Source organism: Streptomyces sp. NPDC053069 (assembly GCF_044546895.1).
GTDB lineage: Bacteria > Actinomycetota > Actinomycetes > Streptomycetales > Streptomycetaceae > Streptomyces.
The window spans coordinates 286900-302765 of the sequence record NZ_JBITZN010000007.1 but is presented as its reverse complement, the minus strand read 5'-3'; the positions used below and the strand labels follow the sequence as shown (position 1 = coordinate 302765).

Here is a 15866-nt window from a genome sequence, read left to right as displayed (position 1 = left end):
CCGGACCGGCTCCGCTGGCCCGCGGGCGGCCGGCGTCGGAGGGTCTGTAACAAGATCGGTGAGTCGAAGCTTCGTCCGACCGGTCGCAGGGTCGTCCCCCCGTGTTGTGACGAGGCGGGCCGACGCGCCGGGGCGGGGAACGGTAAATCCATGCGCTCGGGTCGTTCCCCGCCCCTTTCATCCCCGCCTCTTTCATCCCACCTTCATCAGGCCCCGCCTGCGGGGCGACGACCAGGCGTCCTTTCCACACTGGGCGCGCCCGGACGAAGACGAAATCCCGGCGCATGGATCGTCGCCCTGGCCGTCCACGGTGGGCGTGGACCTCGGCGGCGGGCAGTGCGGTGCAGATCAGCGCATGCCGGTTGAGGCCGCCGAGCACTCCAGGCCACCGGGCAACTGGGGCAGGACCGTCACCGCCCCGCCGGCGGGTGGGAAATGCCCGTCGAAGGCGCGCAGCAGGACCCCAACGGCGGATGCGGAGGCCCGAATCAATACCGGTGCGCGCGGAGGAAGTCCAGCAGCACGGCGTTGAATCGCTGCGGCTGCTCCAGGTTCGGCAGATGGGCGGCGTCGTCGATGAGGGCGAGCCTGGCGCCGGGGACGAGCGCGTGCATGAGCTCGGCCTGGTCCACCGGTGTGTACGGGTCATCCGCGCCGACCACCAGGAGGGTGGGCACGCGTACGGCGCGCAGCGTGTCGCGGTAGTCGGGTCGTTCGGCGCGCCCGCGCAGGGCCGCCGCGGCTCCGGCCGGGTCCGTGCCGCGCATCATGCCCAGCACATGCTCGGCGACCTCGGGCAGGCCTGTCACATGGTGCGGGGCGATCATCTTGTCGATCACCTCGGCGGCATAGCCGTCCATCCCTTCCGCGAGCAGCCGGTCGGCGAGGGCGTTGCGGAGCGCCTTGCCCTCGTCGGTCTCGGCGATCGGTGAGGTGTCGGCCAGTACGAGTGCCGCAATCCGGTCGGGGTGCCGCAGGTGGAAGTGCATGGCGATCTGCCCACCCATGGACAGCCCGGCGACCACCGCGCGCGGCACACCCAGGTGGTCGAGCAGGCCCGCGAGATCCTGCGCGAAGTCCGACAGCAGCGTCCGGCCGGGCACCACCACGCTGTCGCCGTACCCGCGCAGGTCCGGTGCGATGACCCGGTATCCCGCCCCGGCCAATGCGGCGGCCTGCGGCGTCCACATGCTGCGGTTGAACGGGTGGCCGTGGACGAGCAGCACCGGTGCCCCGTCGGACGGGCCGAGAACGTCGTAGCCGATGGTGACACCGGAGGCGACGAGGGCCCTGCCGGTTCCGGCTCGGGTCGCCTGTGCCGGCGCTGCGTCGCGGAGCGTCATGCCTGCTGCCCTTCCCGAGCCAGGATCGTCCCCGGCTCGGCCTGCTGGTGCGCGGTCACCGCGGTCAGGACAAGGACAGCAGATGATCCGGATCCGCACCGCCGCCCTGCAGTCCAGGGCCCGCGGGGACAACTCCGGGTGGAGGGGTCGCTCATGTCCGCCTTTCAGTTCACGCTGGTTCACGGGGCCGTGACCGCAACGGTCGCGTGTCGCACTCAGGGCTTTACGGCGTGCAGGATCCGCATGCCTCTGGAGTCGGCCGCGTCGCGGCGGACGTCCAGCCCCGCCGCCCGGCACTGCTGAACAAGCCAGGAGGACGCGATCCGCAGCTTGGGATAGCTGCCGGTCTGCTGCTGCCAGGAGCCGTTCGTACGGGTGTGGAGCAGGTCGTGGACGATCACCGTGTCTTCGTCGCGGTATTCGAGGAAGCAGGTGAGCAGCCGGTCGTCGCTGCTGCGTACCGGGATGAAGCGGTCGGTGCCGCGCAGCTCCGCTGTGAGGTCGCGGTAGGTGACGACGAGGTGGCCGCCCGGGGCGAGGGCACGGCCGATGTGGCCGAGCAGGACGGGGACGTCCGCCTTGGACGGGAGGTGGGGAAGCGTGTCACCCATGCAGACGACGGCCGCGGCCGTGCCCGGCGCGGCCGCCTCGGGCCACACGGTACGGATGTCACCGTGCACCGGCCGCACCGCACCGGTGTCCTCGGTGTGGGTGACGAGTTCGTCGAGCAGGCGGCGGCTGGTGTCCACGGCGATCACCGGGGAGAAACCGAGGCGGACCAGGGCCAGTGTCTGCGCGCCGGAGCCGCAGCCCAGGTCGATGGCCGGGCCTCCGTCTTCGGCGGCCGTCAGGCCGAGTTCGCAGAACAGCGCGGCCTGCCGGTCCGCGACTTCGTGGACGTCTCCGCCGAGCATCCAGGTGTAGTGCTCGGCGAGCAGCCCCTCGTAGTGGGCGACGGCGGTTCCCGTATCGGCCGTCATGGCGTGTTCCTCGGGTCGTGCCGACGCGAGCTGTCGGCGGGCAGCAGGGAGATGTTCTCGGGGTCGCGGGGCCCCGCTGTCCGCAGCCGCGACGACGGCCTGGGTGAGCCCACCCGGGCCGAGGCGGCGCGCAGGCGGCGCATGGCCAGCTCCTCGGCCGCCTGCGCGGGGGTCCGGCCGTGGCTCTGCGCCGTGTCCAGCAGGGCCTCAACGGTGTCCCCGATCGCTCGGACACGCGCGTGTGCCTCGTCGGCACCGAGGCGGTGGAGTTCGGTGCTGATGGCGTTGATGACCCCTCCGGCGCCGGCGACGTAATCCGGCACCCAGATGATGCCGCGCCGGTGCAGCAGGTCCGCGACATCGGGGGTGGCGAGCTGGTCGTTCGCCGGCCCGACCACGGCACGGCAGCGCAGCCGTGCCACGTTCTGACGGGTCAGAACGGAGCCGAGCGCCGAGGGGACCACGATGTCCACGTCCGCGGCGAGGATCTCTTCCGACGACCGCCAGACAGCGCCGAGTTCGTCGGCGGTGCCGCGCTTGTCCGCGTCGATGTCGGTGACCGTCAGGACGGCTCCCTCGGCGGCCAGCAGGCGTGCCAGGTGTGTGCCGACGCGGCCCAGACCGATCACGGCCAGACTGCGGCCGTCCAGACTCCTGCTGCCGTACAGCCGTCGGCTGACGGCCCGCAGTGCGGCGAGCGTCCCCTGCGCGGTGTGCGGGGACGAGTCGCCGCTGCCGCCCAGACGCGCCGGCCTGCAGAACACATGAGGGGTGACTTCCCCGATCACCGCCATGTCGTCGGGGCCCGTCCCGACATCCGGCCCGGTGGCGTACGCCCCGCCGAGCGAGTCGATGACATCTGCCACGTCCCGCAGCATGTCATGGCGTCGGCCGGCATCCAGCTCCGTCCCCTGCGGCAGGGCCACGACGGTCTTCCCACCACCGTTGGGCAACCCCGCCATGGCGAACTTCGAGGTCATCGCGGCCGACAGCCGAAGGGCGTCGGTGAGGCCGTCCCGCCAGTCGGGGTAGTGCCAGACGCGCAGGCCGCCTGCTGCCGGGCCGAGTGCCGTGGAGTGAACAGCCACGATGACCGGAAGCTCCGAGCGACGGCCGGTGTGGATCGCGACCTGCTCATGATCGAGCATGAGCCTGCTGTCCCTTCATTCGTTCGGTTCGATCACGCCATGCTGCACGAACGATCCAACGAGCGGTGTGCTCACCGAACGTTTGCATGAAGATGGGATACGGTTGACGGCCATGGACGAACTTGATTCGGAGATTGTCCGGCTTCTCCAGACAGATGCGCGGCAGTCCAACCGCGAACTCGCCCGGAAGCTCGGCGTTGCCCCTTCGACCTGCCTGGAGCGGGTTCGCGCGCTCCACCGCCGGGGCGTCATCCGCGGCTACCACGCCGACATCGACCCCGCGGCTCTCAACCGCAGCGTTCAGGCGCTGGTGTCGGTTCAGGTACGTCCCCTCAGCCGCGGCGTCATCGACGCCTTCAAGGCCTTCGCCAGCGGCATGCCGGAAGTCCTCCATGTGTTCGTGCTCTCCGGAGGCGACGACTTCCTCCTCCACGTCGCCGTGCAGGATCTCGACCACCTGCACGCCTTCCTCACCGACCGGCTCAGCAAGCGCGGCGAAATCACCGGCTTCCGTACCTCGGTCATTTTTCAACAGGTGAGCAACACCGCACCCGCACGGCTTCCCGCGCCCGACTAGGCATTGCGAACTCTCCGCGGGCACACCCTTCTTGACGGGCATCAACACGCCGAATCAGACGTCCTGCCCCTGCTCGTTTCTGTCTGCGTCAGGTGGTAGCCCAGGGGAGTTGCGACGTGCTCGACGCTCTGCCCCATCCGCAGGGACTGGATCAGGCCGGCACGCCGCAGGACCGCGGCGTGCCGACTGGCCGTGGCGTCCGACACGCCGAGCAGGGAGGCGAGTTGCCGCCCGGTGATTCCTCCGGACATGACGATGCTCTCGAGTGCCTGCGCTCGGCTGGTGCCCAGGAGCGGTCGCAGGGCTGCCCGCCGGCCGGGTCCGATGCGTGGCGCGGGTCCTGCGGGGATCCGGACGGTCAGCTGATCGCTGGCGGGTTCGGCCAAGGTGACCCGTCGGCTGAGGGCTACCGCCTGGATCTGCAGGGACCGCCGGCCGAGTTCGAGGTCCGCGTCGAAGGCCGTCGCCAGTTCCAGGACGCCGTGACGGTATCTGATGCCGTGTCCGAGTTGCTGGAGCATCGCCGAGGCGCCACTGCCGACGTAGATCTGGGAGAGGCCGACGGCCCGGGCTGCGACCGCTGATCGGATGCCCGAGCGGTATGGCTCGATGGCGGTGCTGCGAAGGTGGGCGACGGCGTTGGCGAGGACGCTGCGGGCCCGCTCCTCGCCCTCGGCGAGGGCCTTGGTGAAGGGCGTGGGACTGCGGCGGGCGAACAAGTGGGAGAGGTACAGGCGGCTGACACCCTCGGCGAGTTCCGGCGAAATGCTGCGCGTGTAGAGCTGTACCAGCGGGTCCCGAGGCTGCCCACTGCGGGCGTAAGCCCTCCCGGCTGCTGTCAGTTCGGCGTCGTAGTCCGGGCGGGAGCAGACACTGACGCTGCCCAGGCCTGCGGACCCGAGATGAATCCGTATCAAGGTTGGCCCCCTGTGCACTTGACGTCCCCATCAGGGCTTTTGCACGTGCAGACGAAAGCTACCCGTGGCCGAGTCCAACCGAAACGATGCGTACACACCACGGCGCCATGCAGGTCAATGCGGCCTCGCCCTGCTCGCTGCTTCTCACCGTCGCGGTGCCCGGAACCAGAGCCTCGGACACAGACAAGGACGAACCATGAGACCCATCAGACGGTTCGCCGGCACGCTCAGCGCCGGCGTCACCCTGTTCGCGCTCGCGTTCACCGCCGTTCCCGCTCAGGCGGCCCCCGTAAGTCCGGCGGCCCTCGGCGCCACCCCGGTACGGATCGCGTCCCCCGCCGGGACGACCACGCTGCCCCGGGATGCGCGACGCGTAACGCCCGCGGCTACCACCTACGGGCCCTACCTCGTCAAGAACGTCGTCACCGGCAAATGCATCGACATCCCCGGCTACGGTGCCGGGACGGTCAACGGGCCGGTCAACGAGTACACGTGCAACGGGACGTCCGGCGACAACCAGCTGTTCTACTGGGACCGTGTCGGTTACAGCTCCAACGGCTACGCGCTCTACAACCTCCGCAACGTCAAGGACGACCTGTGCCTCGACGTGCCGAACTACGGCAGTGTGAACGCCGGCACCAAGGTCAGCGAGTTCTACTGCAACCAGACGACCGGCGACAACCAGCTCTATGCTCAAGTCGCTCGCTCCGACGGCTTCTGGCTCGTCAACCTTGCCAGCGGGCTGTGCCTCGACGTCGACGGCGTACGCACCGGCGGCGACAACGCCCGGCTCACGCTGTATTACTGCAGCGACAACGACGACCACCACTGGACGATCCCGTAAGCGGACGTCCTCGGCCTTGGTGCGGCGCCCACCCGCCGCACCAAGGCCATCCGCGTGCGCCCGGCCCGGTGCGTGTCGTTCCGCTCCGGCTGCCCGCTCAGTGCCGGTCGGACGGGTTCGGGTGCTGCTTGCCGGGAGCGCGCCAGCCGCCCGAGACCTCCTTGGTCGGTTTGTGGGGGAAGCGGCGTTCGGCGTATCGCTGTGCCGCCGAGCCCGGCAGGACGTACAGGGTCTCGGTCTTGTCCTGGAGGGGGCGCAGGACCGTGTCCAGGTAGGCTCTGCGGTCGTCGAGGTAGGGGCCGAGCACGTCCTCGCCGGCGGGGCAGACGGCCACGCAGTAGCCGGACTTGTAGCTGGGCTTGAAGGCGAGGCTCTGCCACATCGACGCGTTCTCCGGGTCGGTGACCCTGGAGCGGAAGTCGGCGGCGTCCTCGCTGTCGGCCACGGTCTGCGCCCAGTCGGTGAACCCGCTCATGAACTCCCGGTAGTTGTGGGTCGTACAGGCCAGGGCGTCGAACGAGCCGTCCTTGCCGATCGCGCCCACCGGGCAGGCGGCCACGCACAACTTGCAGTCCACACAGGGGCTGTAGTCCAGCTCCTGTCCGTACGCACTGACCGGAGCGTCCACGAGCACCGTGGCCAGCAGCACGAAGTTGCCGAACCGGGGGTGGATGACGTTGCGGTGCAGCCCCATCACACCCAGGCCGGCCGCCACGGCGACCGTCTTGTGGGCCACCACCCAGATACGACCGGGAAAGCGCTCCATCTCCTGGGGAAACCCGGCCGACGGGTTGAGCGCGCGATGGCCGGCGTCCTCCAGCGCCCGGGTCACCGTACGGGCCGCCGCGTTGACCTGTTCGTCGGTCTGGTGGAACTCCTGGTTGGCCACACTGCGCGCGGCTGAGCGCGTGTTGTCGCGGTTCATGCGGACCATGAGCGAGACCAGCGAGCGCGTTCCCGGCAGCGCGGCCAGCACGTGTTCGCGTTCTCCGGCGAGGCCGGGATGGTCCAGGCTCACCGCCGCCGCGTCGTCCGCGCCGGCCGCCAGGCACAGTGCGCGCAGCCACGCCGCGTCGATCTCCGGCGGCGGCCCGGGCCGGCCGCCGGAGGGCCGAGCGGCCAGCACGGCCCGCACGGACGGGTGGGCGGCGAGCTTCGCGGGCAACCTGTGCTCTTCCGCCTCCCCGGCGCCGTCCTGCTCGCTCATCCTGCCCCTCCCGGTAAGTTGGAATTTCAAACTCACTATGCCGGTCGGCTGGGTGATCAGGCAAGGGGCGGAGTCGCCAAGGGGTACGTACGGCTCGCGACCCGCGTCCCCGCAGAACCTCATCCGTCACGGCCGTCACCAGCACCGGCGTTTCGGCCGGCCACGACCACCGGGGAAGCCCTGCATCCCGGCGACCGCGCGTTCGGCGCCCCTGGATTGACGGCTCCGCTCTTCGTCCGGAAACGCGTGCGTTCGATTCGCCCGCGCCCTCGTTGAGCCTGGCACCGCCGGACCACCCGGGTGCGGTGCCGGCCCGAAGGAGGGACGCAGGTGACCGTGACCGACGCCTCGACAGAAGATGCCCCGCCGCCCCCTCCACCGCCGGCCGCGATCAGTTACGCGGGCAAGTCCGGCAAGAACCCCCTGGAAGAAGCCAGTTTCCGGAGCATGTGCGGGCGTCTGCCGTCCGTGCTGCGCCGCACCGCGGGCATGGCCTGGTCCGTCGACCGGACCGGGGTCGTGCTGCTCCTCGGCTGCCAGTTCCTCACCGGCGTCGCGGCCGCCGTGGTCCTCGGCTGCACCGCACAGGCCATGACCCACATCCTCGGCGCGGGCCCCGTGTCCGGACGTCTGCACGGCGCCCTGCCCGCCCTCGCGGTGGTCACCGCCGCGGCGGCGGTGGGCCGGATCGGCAGGGCCCTGGCCTCCTACGCCGACGGGCGGATCACCCCGCGGCTGGTGACCGAGGCGGACGTCGCCCTCGTCTCCGCCGTCTGCCGGGTGGAGGCCTCCGCCCAGGCCGAGGACGGGTTCGCCGACCGGCAGGAGGCCGCCGAGGTCGGGGTCACCCGCACCACCACGATGGTCAAGGACGCCCAGCAGTTCCTGGCCTCACTCATCCGCATGATCGCCGCCGGCGGGGTCATCACCGCACTGCACTGGCTGATGCTCCCGCTGTTGCTGCTGGCCGTCCTGCCCGCGGGTCTCGGGGCCGTGCTGTCCGCCCGCGTCGACTACGAGACGCACTACGCCAACGTCGGCGACCGCAACGTACGCGGCATGATGCGCTGGTGGGCCACCTTTTCGCGGCACGGCGACGAGGTCCGCGCGAACGGCATGACCGACTACCTCGTCTACTGGTACCGCGCGTTGTCCGAGCGCATCGACCGGCGCACCCTGACCGCCGCGCCCCGCATGCTCCGGATCGTCCTCGCGACCTCCGCCCTCGGCGGTGCGTTCCTGCTCCTCACCTGGGCCGCGCTCGCCTGGCTCGCGATGACGGGGCGGGTCGCTCTGCCCGTCGCCGCGACCGCGGTGGTCGCCGTGCAGACCACGCTCGCCGCGCTGTCCCAGTTCGTGCAGTACGGCGCCGCGATGTTCCACACCTCCCTCTACCTCGCCGACATGCGCTCCTTTCTCGACATGGCCGCCGAACGCGCTCCGAATCGCGGGGAGTCGGCCATCCCGGAACATGTCGAGGAGATCCGGCTCGAGGAGGTCGTCCACCGGTACCCCGGCAAGGACGAGCCCGCCGTGGACGGGGTCTCCCTCACCCTGCGACGCGGGGAGATCCTCGCGATCGTCGGTGAGAACGGCTCCGGCAAATCCACGCTGACCAAGCTCATCACCGGCATCCTCCTGGCGGACAAGGGCCGTGTCCTCTGGGACGGCGTCGACCTCGCGCGCGCCCGGCCCGACTCCGTCTGGAGCCGGACCGCGCTCGTCCCGCAGAACTTCGCCTGCTGGCCGTTGCGCGTCCGGGAGAACATCACGCTGGGCCAGCCGCGCACCCAGGAGGACGGGCCGGTGTGGGAGGCCGTCGACGCCGTCGGCATGCGCGAGGCGGTCGAGCGGCTTCCGCACGGGCTCGACACCCTGCTCGCACGCGAGATCTTCGGTGGCGCCGAGCTGTCCGGCGGACAGTGGCAGCGGCTGGCGTGCGGCCGTGCGCTGTACCGCCGTACCCCGCTGCTCATCCTGGACGAGCCGACATCTCAGATGGACCCGCGTGGCGAGCACCAGATCTTCCTGGAGATCAAACGCATCGCCGCCCGGCGCATCACCATCGTGGTCACCCACCAGCTGGAGAACACCCGCCTCGCGGACAGGATCGTCGTCCTGCAGGGCGGCCGCGTCATCGAGCAGGGACGCTACGACGACCTCGTCCACGCCGACGGCCTTTTCGCCGAGCTCGTGGCCCTGGCCAAGGACCGGTGAGGAGGCGGGCCGAGCCGACGGGAGCGGGCCGGCCCGGGGGAGGTGCCGCGGCAGCGGAGGGAGGGCAGGCTGAGGAAGGGGGCCGGAGGAGTTGAGTGGGGCGGGCCGACGGGAATGGGGCCTGACTGAGAGAAGCGGTCCTGGGGCGACGGGAGAGCGTTCTCCGGACGCAAACAGAACCCGGACCAACGGCTGCCGCCGGGGCGGACGGAAGGAAACGGGGTCGGGCGACGGAAACACGGCCGGGACCGAAGCCGGCGCGGCCCAAGCCGCAGGAAGCCAGGCGGAAGCGAAGTCCGGGAACCCGATGCAACGCGGTCGGCCCGGGGTCGGAGGAAGTCGGGCCGGGAGCCGAAGTCCGGGAAGCTGACTCAACGCGGCGAGCCCGGGGCGGAGGAGCGAGGGCAGCGTGGCCGGCCTGGTCGGAGGGAGGTGGGTCGGAAAGCGAATTCCGCGAACCGAAGGCAGTGCGGCCGGGCCCGGGGCGAAGGAAGCCGGACCGGGAGCCGAGGGCCGCGAACCCGAGGCAGCCGTGGCGAAGCGGAGGCACCCGGGCCGGCTGACGGAGGTCGGGGTCGGGGCGGAAGCGTGGCCCGAAGTTGTGGAAGCGTGGCCCGGACCGACACGGCGTCGGCCGGGCGCGCGTCGATACGATCATGATCACGCAGACGGAGAAGTCCGGTCCGGCCCCCGGCCCGCGCCGAGGTGCACTCGGCGGGACACACCGACGAGGGGAACCGCACCATGGAGTACGTCAAGCTCGGCACGAGCGGCCTGGAGGTCTCCCGGCTGGCGCTCGGTTGTATGAGCTACGGCGTTCCCGACCGGGGTCCGCACCCGTGGACCCTGGACGAGGACGCCGCCCGCCCGCTCATCCGCCAGGCCCTGGACGCGGGGATCACGTTCTTCGACACGGCCAACAGCTACTCCGCCGGCACCAGCGAGGAGATCGTCGGCAGGGCGCTCGGGGAGATGACCCGGCGCGAGGACGTCGTGATCGCCACCAAGGTCTACTTCGCGGTGGAGGACGGCGCGGCCCGCAGCGACCGCCCCAACCGGTCGGGCCTGTCCCGCAAGGCGATCATGACCGGGATCGACCACAGCCTGCGCCGCCTCGGCACGGACTACGTCGACCTCTACCAGATCCACCGCTTCGACCCGCACACCCCGGTCGAGGAGACCATGGAGGCGCTGCACGACGTGGTCAGGGCGGGCAAGGTCCGCTACATCGGCGCGAGTTCGATGTACGCCTGGCAGTTCGCCAAGCTGCAGCACACCGCCGAGCGGCACGGCTGGACGAAGTTCGTGTCCATGCAGAACCACTACAACCTCCTCTACCGCGAGGAGGAACGCGAGATGCTGCCGCTCTGCGCCGACCAGGGCGTCGGCGTGATCCCGTGGAGCCCGCTCGCCCGCGGCCGCCTCACCCGCGACTGGGACGCCGCCAGCGTCCGCAGCGAGTCGGACGCCTTCGGCCGGACCCTGTACCAGCCGGACGACAAGCGGATCGTCGACGCCGTCGCCGCGATCGCCGCCCGGCGTGGTGTGCCGCGCGCCCAGGTGGCCCTGGCCTGGGTCGCCGCCCGCCCGGGCATCACCGCACCCATCGTCGGCGCCACCAAGGCCCATCACATCCCGGACGCGCTCGCCGCGCTCGACCTCCGGCTCACCGACGACGAGATGAGGGAACTTCAGGAGCCCTACACGGCCAGGGGAATCAGCGGGCATTGAGTCCGACCGCACGTCACGCCGCCACCCCACGCCCGTCCGGCCGTTCCCTGGACAGACGGGCGTGCGCCTATCTAGAGTTCCTGTCCAGGAATGGAAAATCAGTCTAAGGATGCACAGTCCCAGCAGTAGGCCCGCAAGCGTGCGGGTGCCGGGACGGAAATGAGGAGACCGCCATGGCCGCCGCCGCTTCACGCGTAACGTTCGACGATGTCCGTGCGGCCGCCGCGCGTATCGAAGGCGTCGCCCACCGCACTCCTGTCCTCACCTCGCGCACCCTGAATGCCCTCGTCGGCGCCGAGGTGTTCATCAAGAGCGAGAACTTCCAGCGCGCCGGCGCCTTCAAGATCCGCGGTGCCTACAACGCGGCCGCCCGGCTCTCCCCGGAACAGCTGGCCAAGGGCATCGCCGCCTACTCCTCCGGCAACCACGCCCAGGCCACCGCCCTGGCCGCCCGTGAACTCGGCACCAGCGCCGTCATCCTGATGCCCGAGGACGCCCCGCGCTCCAAGCGTGAGGCAACCGCAGGATACGGCGCCGAGATCGTCACCTACGACCGCTATACAGAGGACCGCACCGCGCTCGGTGCCGCACTGGCCGAGGACCGCGGCCTCGTCCTCATCCCGCCCTACGACCACCCCGACGTCATCGCCGGACAGGGCACCGCGGCGCTCGAACTCCTCGACGAGACCGGACCGCTCGACGCCCTGGTCGTACCCGTCGGGGGCGGCGGCCTGATCGCCGGGAGCGCCACCGCCGCCAAGGCTCTGCACCCCGGCATCCGGGTCATCGGTGTGGAGCCGGAAGAGGGGGACGACACCCGGCGCTCCCTGGAGAGCGGCGCCCGTGTCACCCTGCCCGTCCCCCGGACCATCGCCGACGGGCAGGCCCTGCCCACGCCCGGCGAGATCACCTTCGAGATCAACCGGCGCCTCGTCGACGCCATCGCGCTGGTCAGCGACGAGGAGATCGTGAGCGCCATGCGCTTCGCCTTCGAACGCCTGAAGATCGTCCTGGAACCCAGCGGCGCCACCGGCCTGGCCGCACTCCTGGCCGGCCGCGTCGAAAACGTCCCGCCCCGCATCGGCATCATCGCCTCCGGCGGCAACATCGACACCCGGCGGTTCACCGAACTGGTCGGCGGATGACGGCCGTTGTGGCGTCGCACGAGCCGAGCCGCTCAACAGCCGGGCCGTGCGGGGCGTGCCGACGTCCAGGGGGTCGAAGGTGCCGTCGCCGCCGGCCGTCCACGGCGCGGCGGGAGACATCCGCCCGCCGACTGGGTCACGGAGTCCGACATAACCGATGAGTACGCCGCATTTCCCCCTATCGCGCCGCAAATTGTGTCTTATTACAGCCATGCACACACCTTCGCGGCGTACTCTGCTCCGTGCCCCGCTCGCTGCTGCCGGCGCGGGACTCCTGCCTGTCCGTCCCGACTTCGTTCTCCGCCCCCACCGCGGCCCCGAGGGCACCGCGCTCGGCGAGTCCGCCTCCGGCCCGCCGCGGTCCGGGACCTATGTCGACCCGTCGGGTCCGGAGGTCCTGGCCGCCGAGCGGAGACGCGGTTCCGGCCCCCTGCGCAGCTTCGCGCTCACCGCCGGCCCGGCCACGCTGGACCTGGGCGGGCGGACCGTCAGGAGCTGGGCGTACGACGGCACGCTGCCCGGCCGGGTGGTGCGCGTCACCGCCGGTGACGTCCTGAACCTCACCCTCGCCAACCGGCTGCCGGCCGCCACCACGCTCCACGCCCACGGCGTGCGCCTGCGCAACGACATGGACGGCGTCCCCGCCGTGACGCAGAACGCCATCCGTCCGGGGACCGACTTCACCTACCGCTTCGCCGTCTCCCACCCGGGCACCTATCTCCTGCACTCCCACGTCGGGGTCCAGCCCGACCGGGCGCTGTACGCCCCGCTCATCGTCGACGACCCCAGGGAACCCCTCTCCTACGACAAGGAGTGGGTCGTCGTCCTGGACGACTGGGTCGACGGCGTGAACGGCTCCACCCCGGACCGTGTACTCGACCAGCTCCAGCCCGGCACAGGCATGTCCATGGGGCGCGCAGGCATGGCCATGGCTCCCGCACGCGGTGGTCTGCCGACCGGTCCCTCCCGGGTGTTGCGCACCTCGTACAGCCGGATGCTCGACAGCCCCGGCGGGAGCGTGGCCTACCCGTACTACCTCGTCAACGGCCGGCTGCCGGCCAATCCCGCGGTGTTCCGGTGCAGCCCGGGCGACCGTGTCCGGCTGCGGATCATCAACGCGGGCTCCGAGACGGCCTTCCGGGTGGCGCTGGGCGGCCACACCATGACCGTCACGCACACCGACGGCTATCCCGTGGAACACGAGGAGACGGACGCGCTCCTCATCGGCATGGCCGAACGGTACGACGTCCTGATCACCGCCGAGGACGGCGTGTTCCCCCTGGTCGCACTCGCCGAGGGAAAACAGGGCCAGGCACTCGCCGTGCTGCGCACCGACGGGGGCAGAAGCATTCCCGGGCGGAACGTCCGCCCGGACGAGCTGGCCGGGAAGATCGTACCCGCACGTCGTCTCGTACCGGACGAGTCCGTGGCGCTGGACGACCGTGAACCCGACCGTGAGGTGCGCATCCGGCTCACCGGCGGCATGCGCCGGTTCGACTGGGGCTTCGACCACCAGCCCTACGACCCTCGCAGACGCCACCCGGTGCGCGCCGGCGAACGGGTACGGCTCACCCTCGTCAACGCCACCGACATGTGGCACCCCCTGCACCTGCACGGCCACACCTTCGCGGTCACCGGCCTCGACGGCGTGGGGACGCGCAAGGACACCGCGCTGGTGCTGCCCCACCGCAAACTCGTCGTCGACTTCGACGCCGACAACCCGGGCCTGTGGATGCTCCACTGCCACAACCAGTACCACTCGGAGAGCGGCATGATGACCCTTCTCGGATACCTCAAGTGACCGGCTGATCCAGGCACTTGGTCCAACCTCGGGAACGGATGGTTCCCGTGCCCGGCGCGGGCGCGCCTTCCCGCGCCGGGCACGGGCCGGACCCGGACCCCGGCCCGGAAAAACGGATGCGCCGCCCGGAGCGCGTCGGTTACCGTGACCGCATGTCCACGCCCCGAATCTCCTAGCTGAGGACCCGCTTCCACGCCAGAAGTGTGTCCTCCTGCTATGTCGGAGCGTTACCCATGATCACCGCTCGTGATGTCGAGCTGCGCGCCGGTGCGCGCCTGCTTCTTTCCGGTGTCTCCTTCACCGTCTCCCCCGGGGACCGGATCGGCCTCGTCGGCCGCAACGGCGCCGGCAAGACCACCCTGATGACCGCGCTCGCCGGACGGTCCCGGCCCGCCGCCGGCACGATCACCCACACCGGTCCGGTCGGCTTCCTCGCCCAGGACTCCCGTGCCGCCGACCCCGCCGTCACGGTCACCGACCGGATCCTGTCCGCCCGCGGCCTCGACACCGCCCTGCGCGAACTGCGCACGGCCGAGGCGGCGATGGCCGACGCCACCCGTCCGGCGGCGCTGGAGCGGGCGATGAACGCCTACGCCCGCGCCGAAGCCGCCTTCCAGGCGGGCGGTGGCTATGCGGCCGAAGCCGAGGCCGCCCGGGTGGCAGCCGGACTCGGGCTGCCCGAACGGGTCATGGGCGAGCCGGTCGGCACCCTGTCCGGCGGACAGAAGCGGCGCGTGGAACTCGCCCGCATCCTGTTCGCCGGAAGCCGCGGCACCCTGCTGCTGGACGAGCCCACCAACCACCTCGACGCCGACTCGCTCGGGTGGCTGCGCGGCTTCCTGAAAGGCCATCAGGGCGGACTGGTGGTCGTCAGCCATGACACCGCTCTGCTCGCCGACGTCGTCAACCGTGTCTTCCATCTGGACCCCGGACGAGCCGCGATCGACGTCCACAACACCGGCTGGACCACGTACACGACCCGACGCGAGACGGACGAGCGGCGCCGTACCAGGGAGCGGGCCGGCGTCGAACGCAAGGCCGCCGCCCTGCACGCACAGGCGGACCGCATGAAGGCCCGGTCCGCCACCGCCGCCACGGCACGGAGCATGGCCCGCCGCGCCGACCGGATGCTGGCCGGCCTGGAACCGGCCCGGCGCACCGAGAAGACGGCCAGGATCCGGCTGCCCGAGCCCGCCCCGTGCGGGCGGACGCCGCTCGCCGCGATCAGCCTGGCCAAGTCCTACGGCGACCTCCACGTCCTGGACGGGGTCGACCTGGCGGTGGACCGGGGCAGCCGTATGGTCGTGCTCGGATTCAACGGCGCCGGCAAGACCACCCTGCTGCGGATCCTCGCAGGTGCCGAACAGCCGGACAGCGGACGCGTGGTGCACGGGCACGGACTGCGCCTCGGCTACTTCGCCCAGGAGCACGACACACTCGACACCGGCCGCACGGTCCTGGAGAACCTGCACGCAGCCGCACCGCACCTGGACACCGGCGAGGCGCGGCGGGTGCTCGGCGCGTTCCTGTTCGGCGGTGACGACGCCGACAAGCCCGCGGGTGTCCTGTCGGGCGGCGAGCGAACCCGGCTGGCGCTGGCCGCACTCGTCCACTCCGGGGCGAACGTCCTGCTGCTGGACGAGCCGACCAACAACCTCGACCCGGTCTCCCGCGACGAGGTCCTGGCCGCGGTCGGCTCCTATCCCGGCGCGATCGTGATGGTCACCCACGACGAGGGCGCCCTCGACGCCCTCCGCCCCGACCGCGTACTGCTCCTGCCGGACGCGGACGACGACCTGTGGAGCGAGGACTACCGAGCCCTGGTCGCCCTCGCGTGACGATTCGCCGTATGCGTCAACCGGCGGACCGCACAGGTGCGTTGAGGTCGAACCGTGAGAGCGCGGGGCAGCCGGCGGATGCCTGCCGGGGGCCGGGAGCGGCACCGTGGTCCGGCGA

The 15866-nt window shown here is 71.1% G+C and carries 12 protein-coding genes; 7 read left to right on the top strand and 5 right to left on the bottom strand.

Annotated features, from left to right (window positions below):
• Nucleotides 1-488: 488 nt before the first annotated feature.
• The 3 genes from ACIGXP_RS18720 to ACIGXP_RS18710 all read right to left on the bottom strand — a co-directional run bounded on the left by ACIGXP_RS18720 (nucleotide 489) and on the right by ACIGXP_RS18710 (nucleotide 3471).
• Nucleotides 489-1343 carry an alpha/beta fold hydrolase gene (locus ACIGXP_RS18720; RefSeq protein WP_399769551.1) on the bottom strand — a complete coding sequence of 285 codons (855 nt, stop codon included), beginning with the start codon at nucleotides 1341-1343 and terminating at the stop codon, nucleotides 489-491.
• Between the two features lie 215 nt (nucleotides 1344-1558).
• Entirely contained in the window at nucleotides 1559-2323 is a 765-nt protein-coding gene (locus tag ACIGXP_RS18715) for a class I SAM-dependent methyltransferase (RefSeq protein WP_399769549.1), read from the bottom strand.
• The gene (locus ACIGXP_RS18710; RefSeq protein WP_399769547.1) at nucleotides 2320-3471 is read right to left on the bottom strand and encodes a Glu/Leu/Phe/Val dehydrogenase dimerization domain-containing protein; all 1152 of its coding nucleotides are present in this window, start codon (nucleotides 3469-3471) and stop codon (nucleotides 2320-2322) included. The genes ACIGXP_RS18715 and ACIGXP_RS18710 overlap by 4 nt, the downstream gene beginning before the upstream one ends.
• 112 nt (nucleotides 3472-3583) lie before the next feature.
• Between ACIGXP_RS18710 and ACIGXP_RS18705 the strand changes: the two genes are divergently transcribed.
• Nucleotides 3584-4048, top strand: a complete 465-nt coding sequence (locus tag ACIGXP_RS18705) for an Lrp/AsnC family transcriptional regulator (protein ID WP_399769866.1) — start codon at nucleotides 3584-3586, stop codon at nucleotides 4046-4048.
• A gap of 41 nt (nucleotides 4049-4089) precedes the next feature.
• Here the strand turns inward: ACIGXP_RS18705 and ACIGXP_RS18700 are convergent, their stop codons facing one another.
• Nucleotides 4090-4965, bottom strand: a complete 876-nt coding sequence (locus ACIGXP_RS18700; RefSeq protein ID WP_399769545.1) for an ArsR family transcriptional regulator — start codon at nucleotides 4963-4965, stop codon at nucleotides 4090-4092.
• 196 nt (nucleotides 4966-5161) lie between these two features.
• Between ACIGXP_RS18700 and ACIGXP_RS18695 the strand changes: the two genes are divergently transcribed.
• Nucleotides 5162-5809 (top strand): RICIN domain-containing protein, encoded by a 648-nt coding sequence (locus ACIGXP_RS18695; RefSeq protein ID WP_399769543.1) that lies wholly within the window; start codon nucleotides 5162-5164, stop codon nucleotides 5807-5809.
• 97 nt (nucleotides 5810-5906) lie between these two features.
• Here the strand turns inward: ACIGXP_RS18695 and ACIGXP_RS18690 are convergent, their stop codons facing one another.
• Nucleotides 5907-7016, bottom strand: a complete 1110-nt coding sequence (locus ACIGXP_RS18690; RefSeq protein WP_399769541.1) for a 4Fe-4S binding protein — start codon at nucleotides 7014-7016, stop codon at nucleotides 5907-5909.
• A 336-nt stretch (nucleotides 7017-7352) separates the two neighbouring features.
• Here ACIGXP_RS18690 and ACIGXP_RS18685 point away from each other — a divergent pair, with 336 nt between their 5' ends.
• The 5 genes from ACIGXP_RS18685 (at nucleotide 7353) to ACIGXP_RS18665 (ending at nucleotide 15748) form a co-directional block, all read left to right on the top strand.
• Nucleotides 7353-9233, top strand: coding sequence for an ATP-binding cassette domain-containing protein (locus ACIGXP_RS18685; RefSeq protein ID WP_399769863.1), 1881 nt, complete (start codon nucleotides 7353-7355; stop codon nucleotides 9231-9233).
• A gap of 744 nt (nucleotides 9234-9977) precedes the next feature.
• Nucleotides 9978-10964: an aldo/keto reductase gene (locus ACIGXP_RS18680; RefSeq protein WP_399769539.1), complete on the top strand. Its 987-nt coding sequence runs from the start codon at nucleotides 9978-9980 to the stop codon at nucleotides 10962-10964.
• Nucleotides 10965-11137: 173 nt separating this feature from the next.
• The gene (locus ACIGXP_RS18675) at nucleotides 11138-12109 is read left to right on the top strand and encodes a threo-3-hydroxy-L-aspartate ammonia-lyase (RefSeq protein WP_399769537.1); all 972 of its coding nucleotides are present in this window, start codon (nucleotides 11138-11140) and stop codon (nucleotides 12107-12109) included.
• 211 nt (nucleotides 12110-12320) lie between these two features.
• Nucleotides 12321-13910, top strand: a complete 1590-nt coding sequence (locus ACIGXP_RS18670) for a multicopper oxidase family protein (protein WP_399769535.1) — start codon at nucleotides 12321-12323, stop codon at nucleotides 13908-13910.
• A 233-nt stretch (nucleotides 13911-14143) separates the two neighbouring features.
• On the top strand, nucleotides 14144-15748 hold the full coding sequence (locus ACIGXP_RS18665; RefSeq protein WP_399769533.1) for an ABC-F family ATP-binding cassette domain-containing protein: 1605 nt from the start codon (nucleotides 14144-14146) through the stop codon (nucleotides 15746-15748).
• Nucleotides 15749-15866 lie beyond the last annotated feature (118 nt).

Bases quoted from the DNA above. Each gene is read 5' to 3' on its own strand.
- ACIGXP_RS18665 (WP_399769533.1), top strand. From the start codon at position 14,144: ATGATCACCGCTCGTGATGTCGAGCTGCGCGCCGGTGCGCGCCTGCTT.
- ACIGXP_RS18705 (WP_399769866.1), top strand. From the start codon at position 3,584: ATGGACGAACTTGATTCGGAGATTGTCCGGCTTCTCCAGACAGATGCG.
- ACIGXP_RS18715 (WP_399769549.1), bottom strand. From the start codon at position 2,323: ATGACGGCCGATACGGGAACCGCCGTCGCCCACTACGAGGGGCTGCTC.
- ACIGXP_RS18680 (WP_399769539.1), top strand. From the start codon at position 9,978: ATGGAGTACGTCAAGCTCGGCACGAGCGGCCTGGAGGTCTCCCGGCTG.
- ACIGXP_RS18710 (WP_399769547.1), bottom strand. From the start codon at position 3,471: ATGCTCGATCATGAGCAGGTCGCGATCCACACCGGCCGTCGCTCGGAG.
- ACIGXP_RS18670 (WP_399769535.1), top strand. From the start codon at position 12,321: ATGCACACACCTTCGCGGCGTACTCTGCTCCGTGCCCCGCTCGCTGCT.
- ACIGXP_RS18720 (WP_399769551.1), bottom strand. From the start codon at position 1,343: ATGACGCTCCGCGACGCAGCGCCGGCACAGGCGACCCGAGCCGGAACC.
- ACIGXP_RS18675 (WP_399769537.1), top strand. From the start codon at position 11,138: ATGGCCGCCGCCGCTTCACGCGTAACGTTCGACGATGTCCGTGCGGCC.
- ACIGXP_RS18695 (WP_399769543.1), top strand. From the start codon at position 5,162: ATGAGACCCATCAGACGGTTCGCCGGCACGCTCAGCGCCGGCGTCACC.
- ACIGXP_RS18690 (WP_399769541.1), bottom strand. From the start codon at position 7,016: ATGAGCGAGCAGGACGGCGCCGGGGAGGCGGAAGAGCACAGGTTGCCC.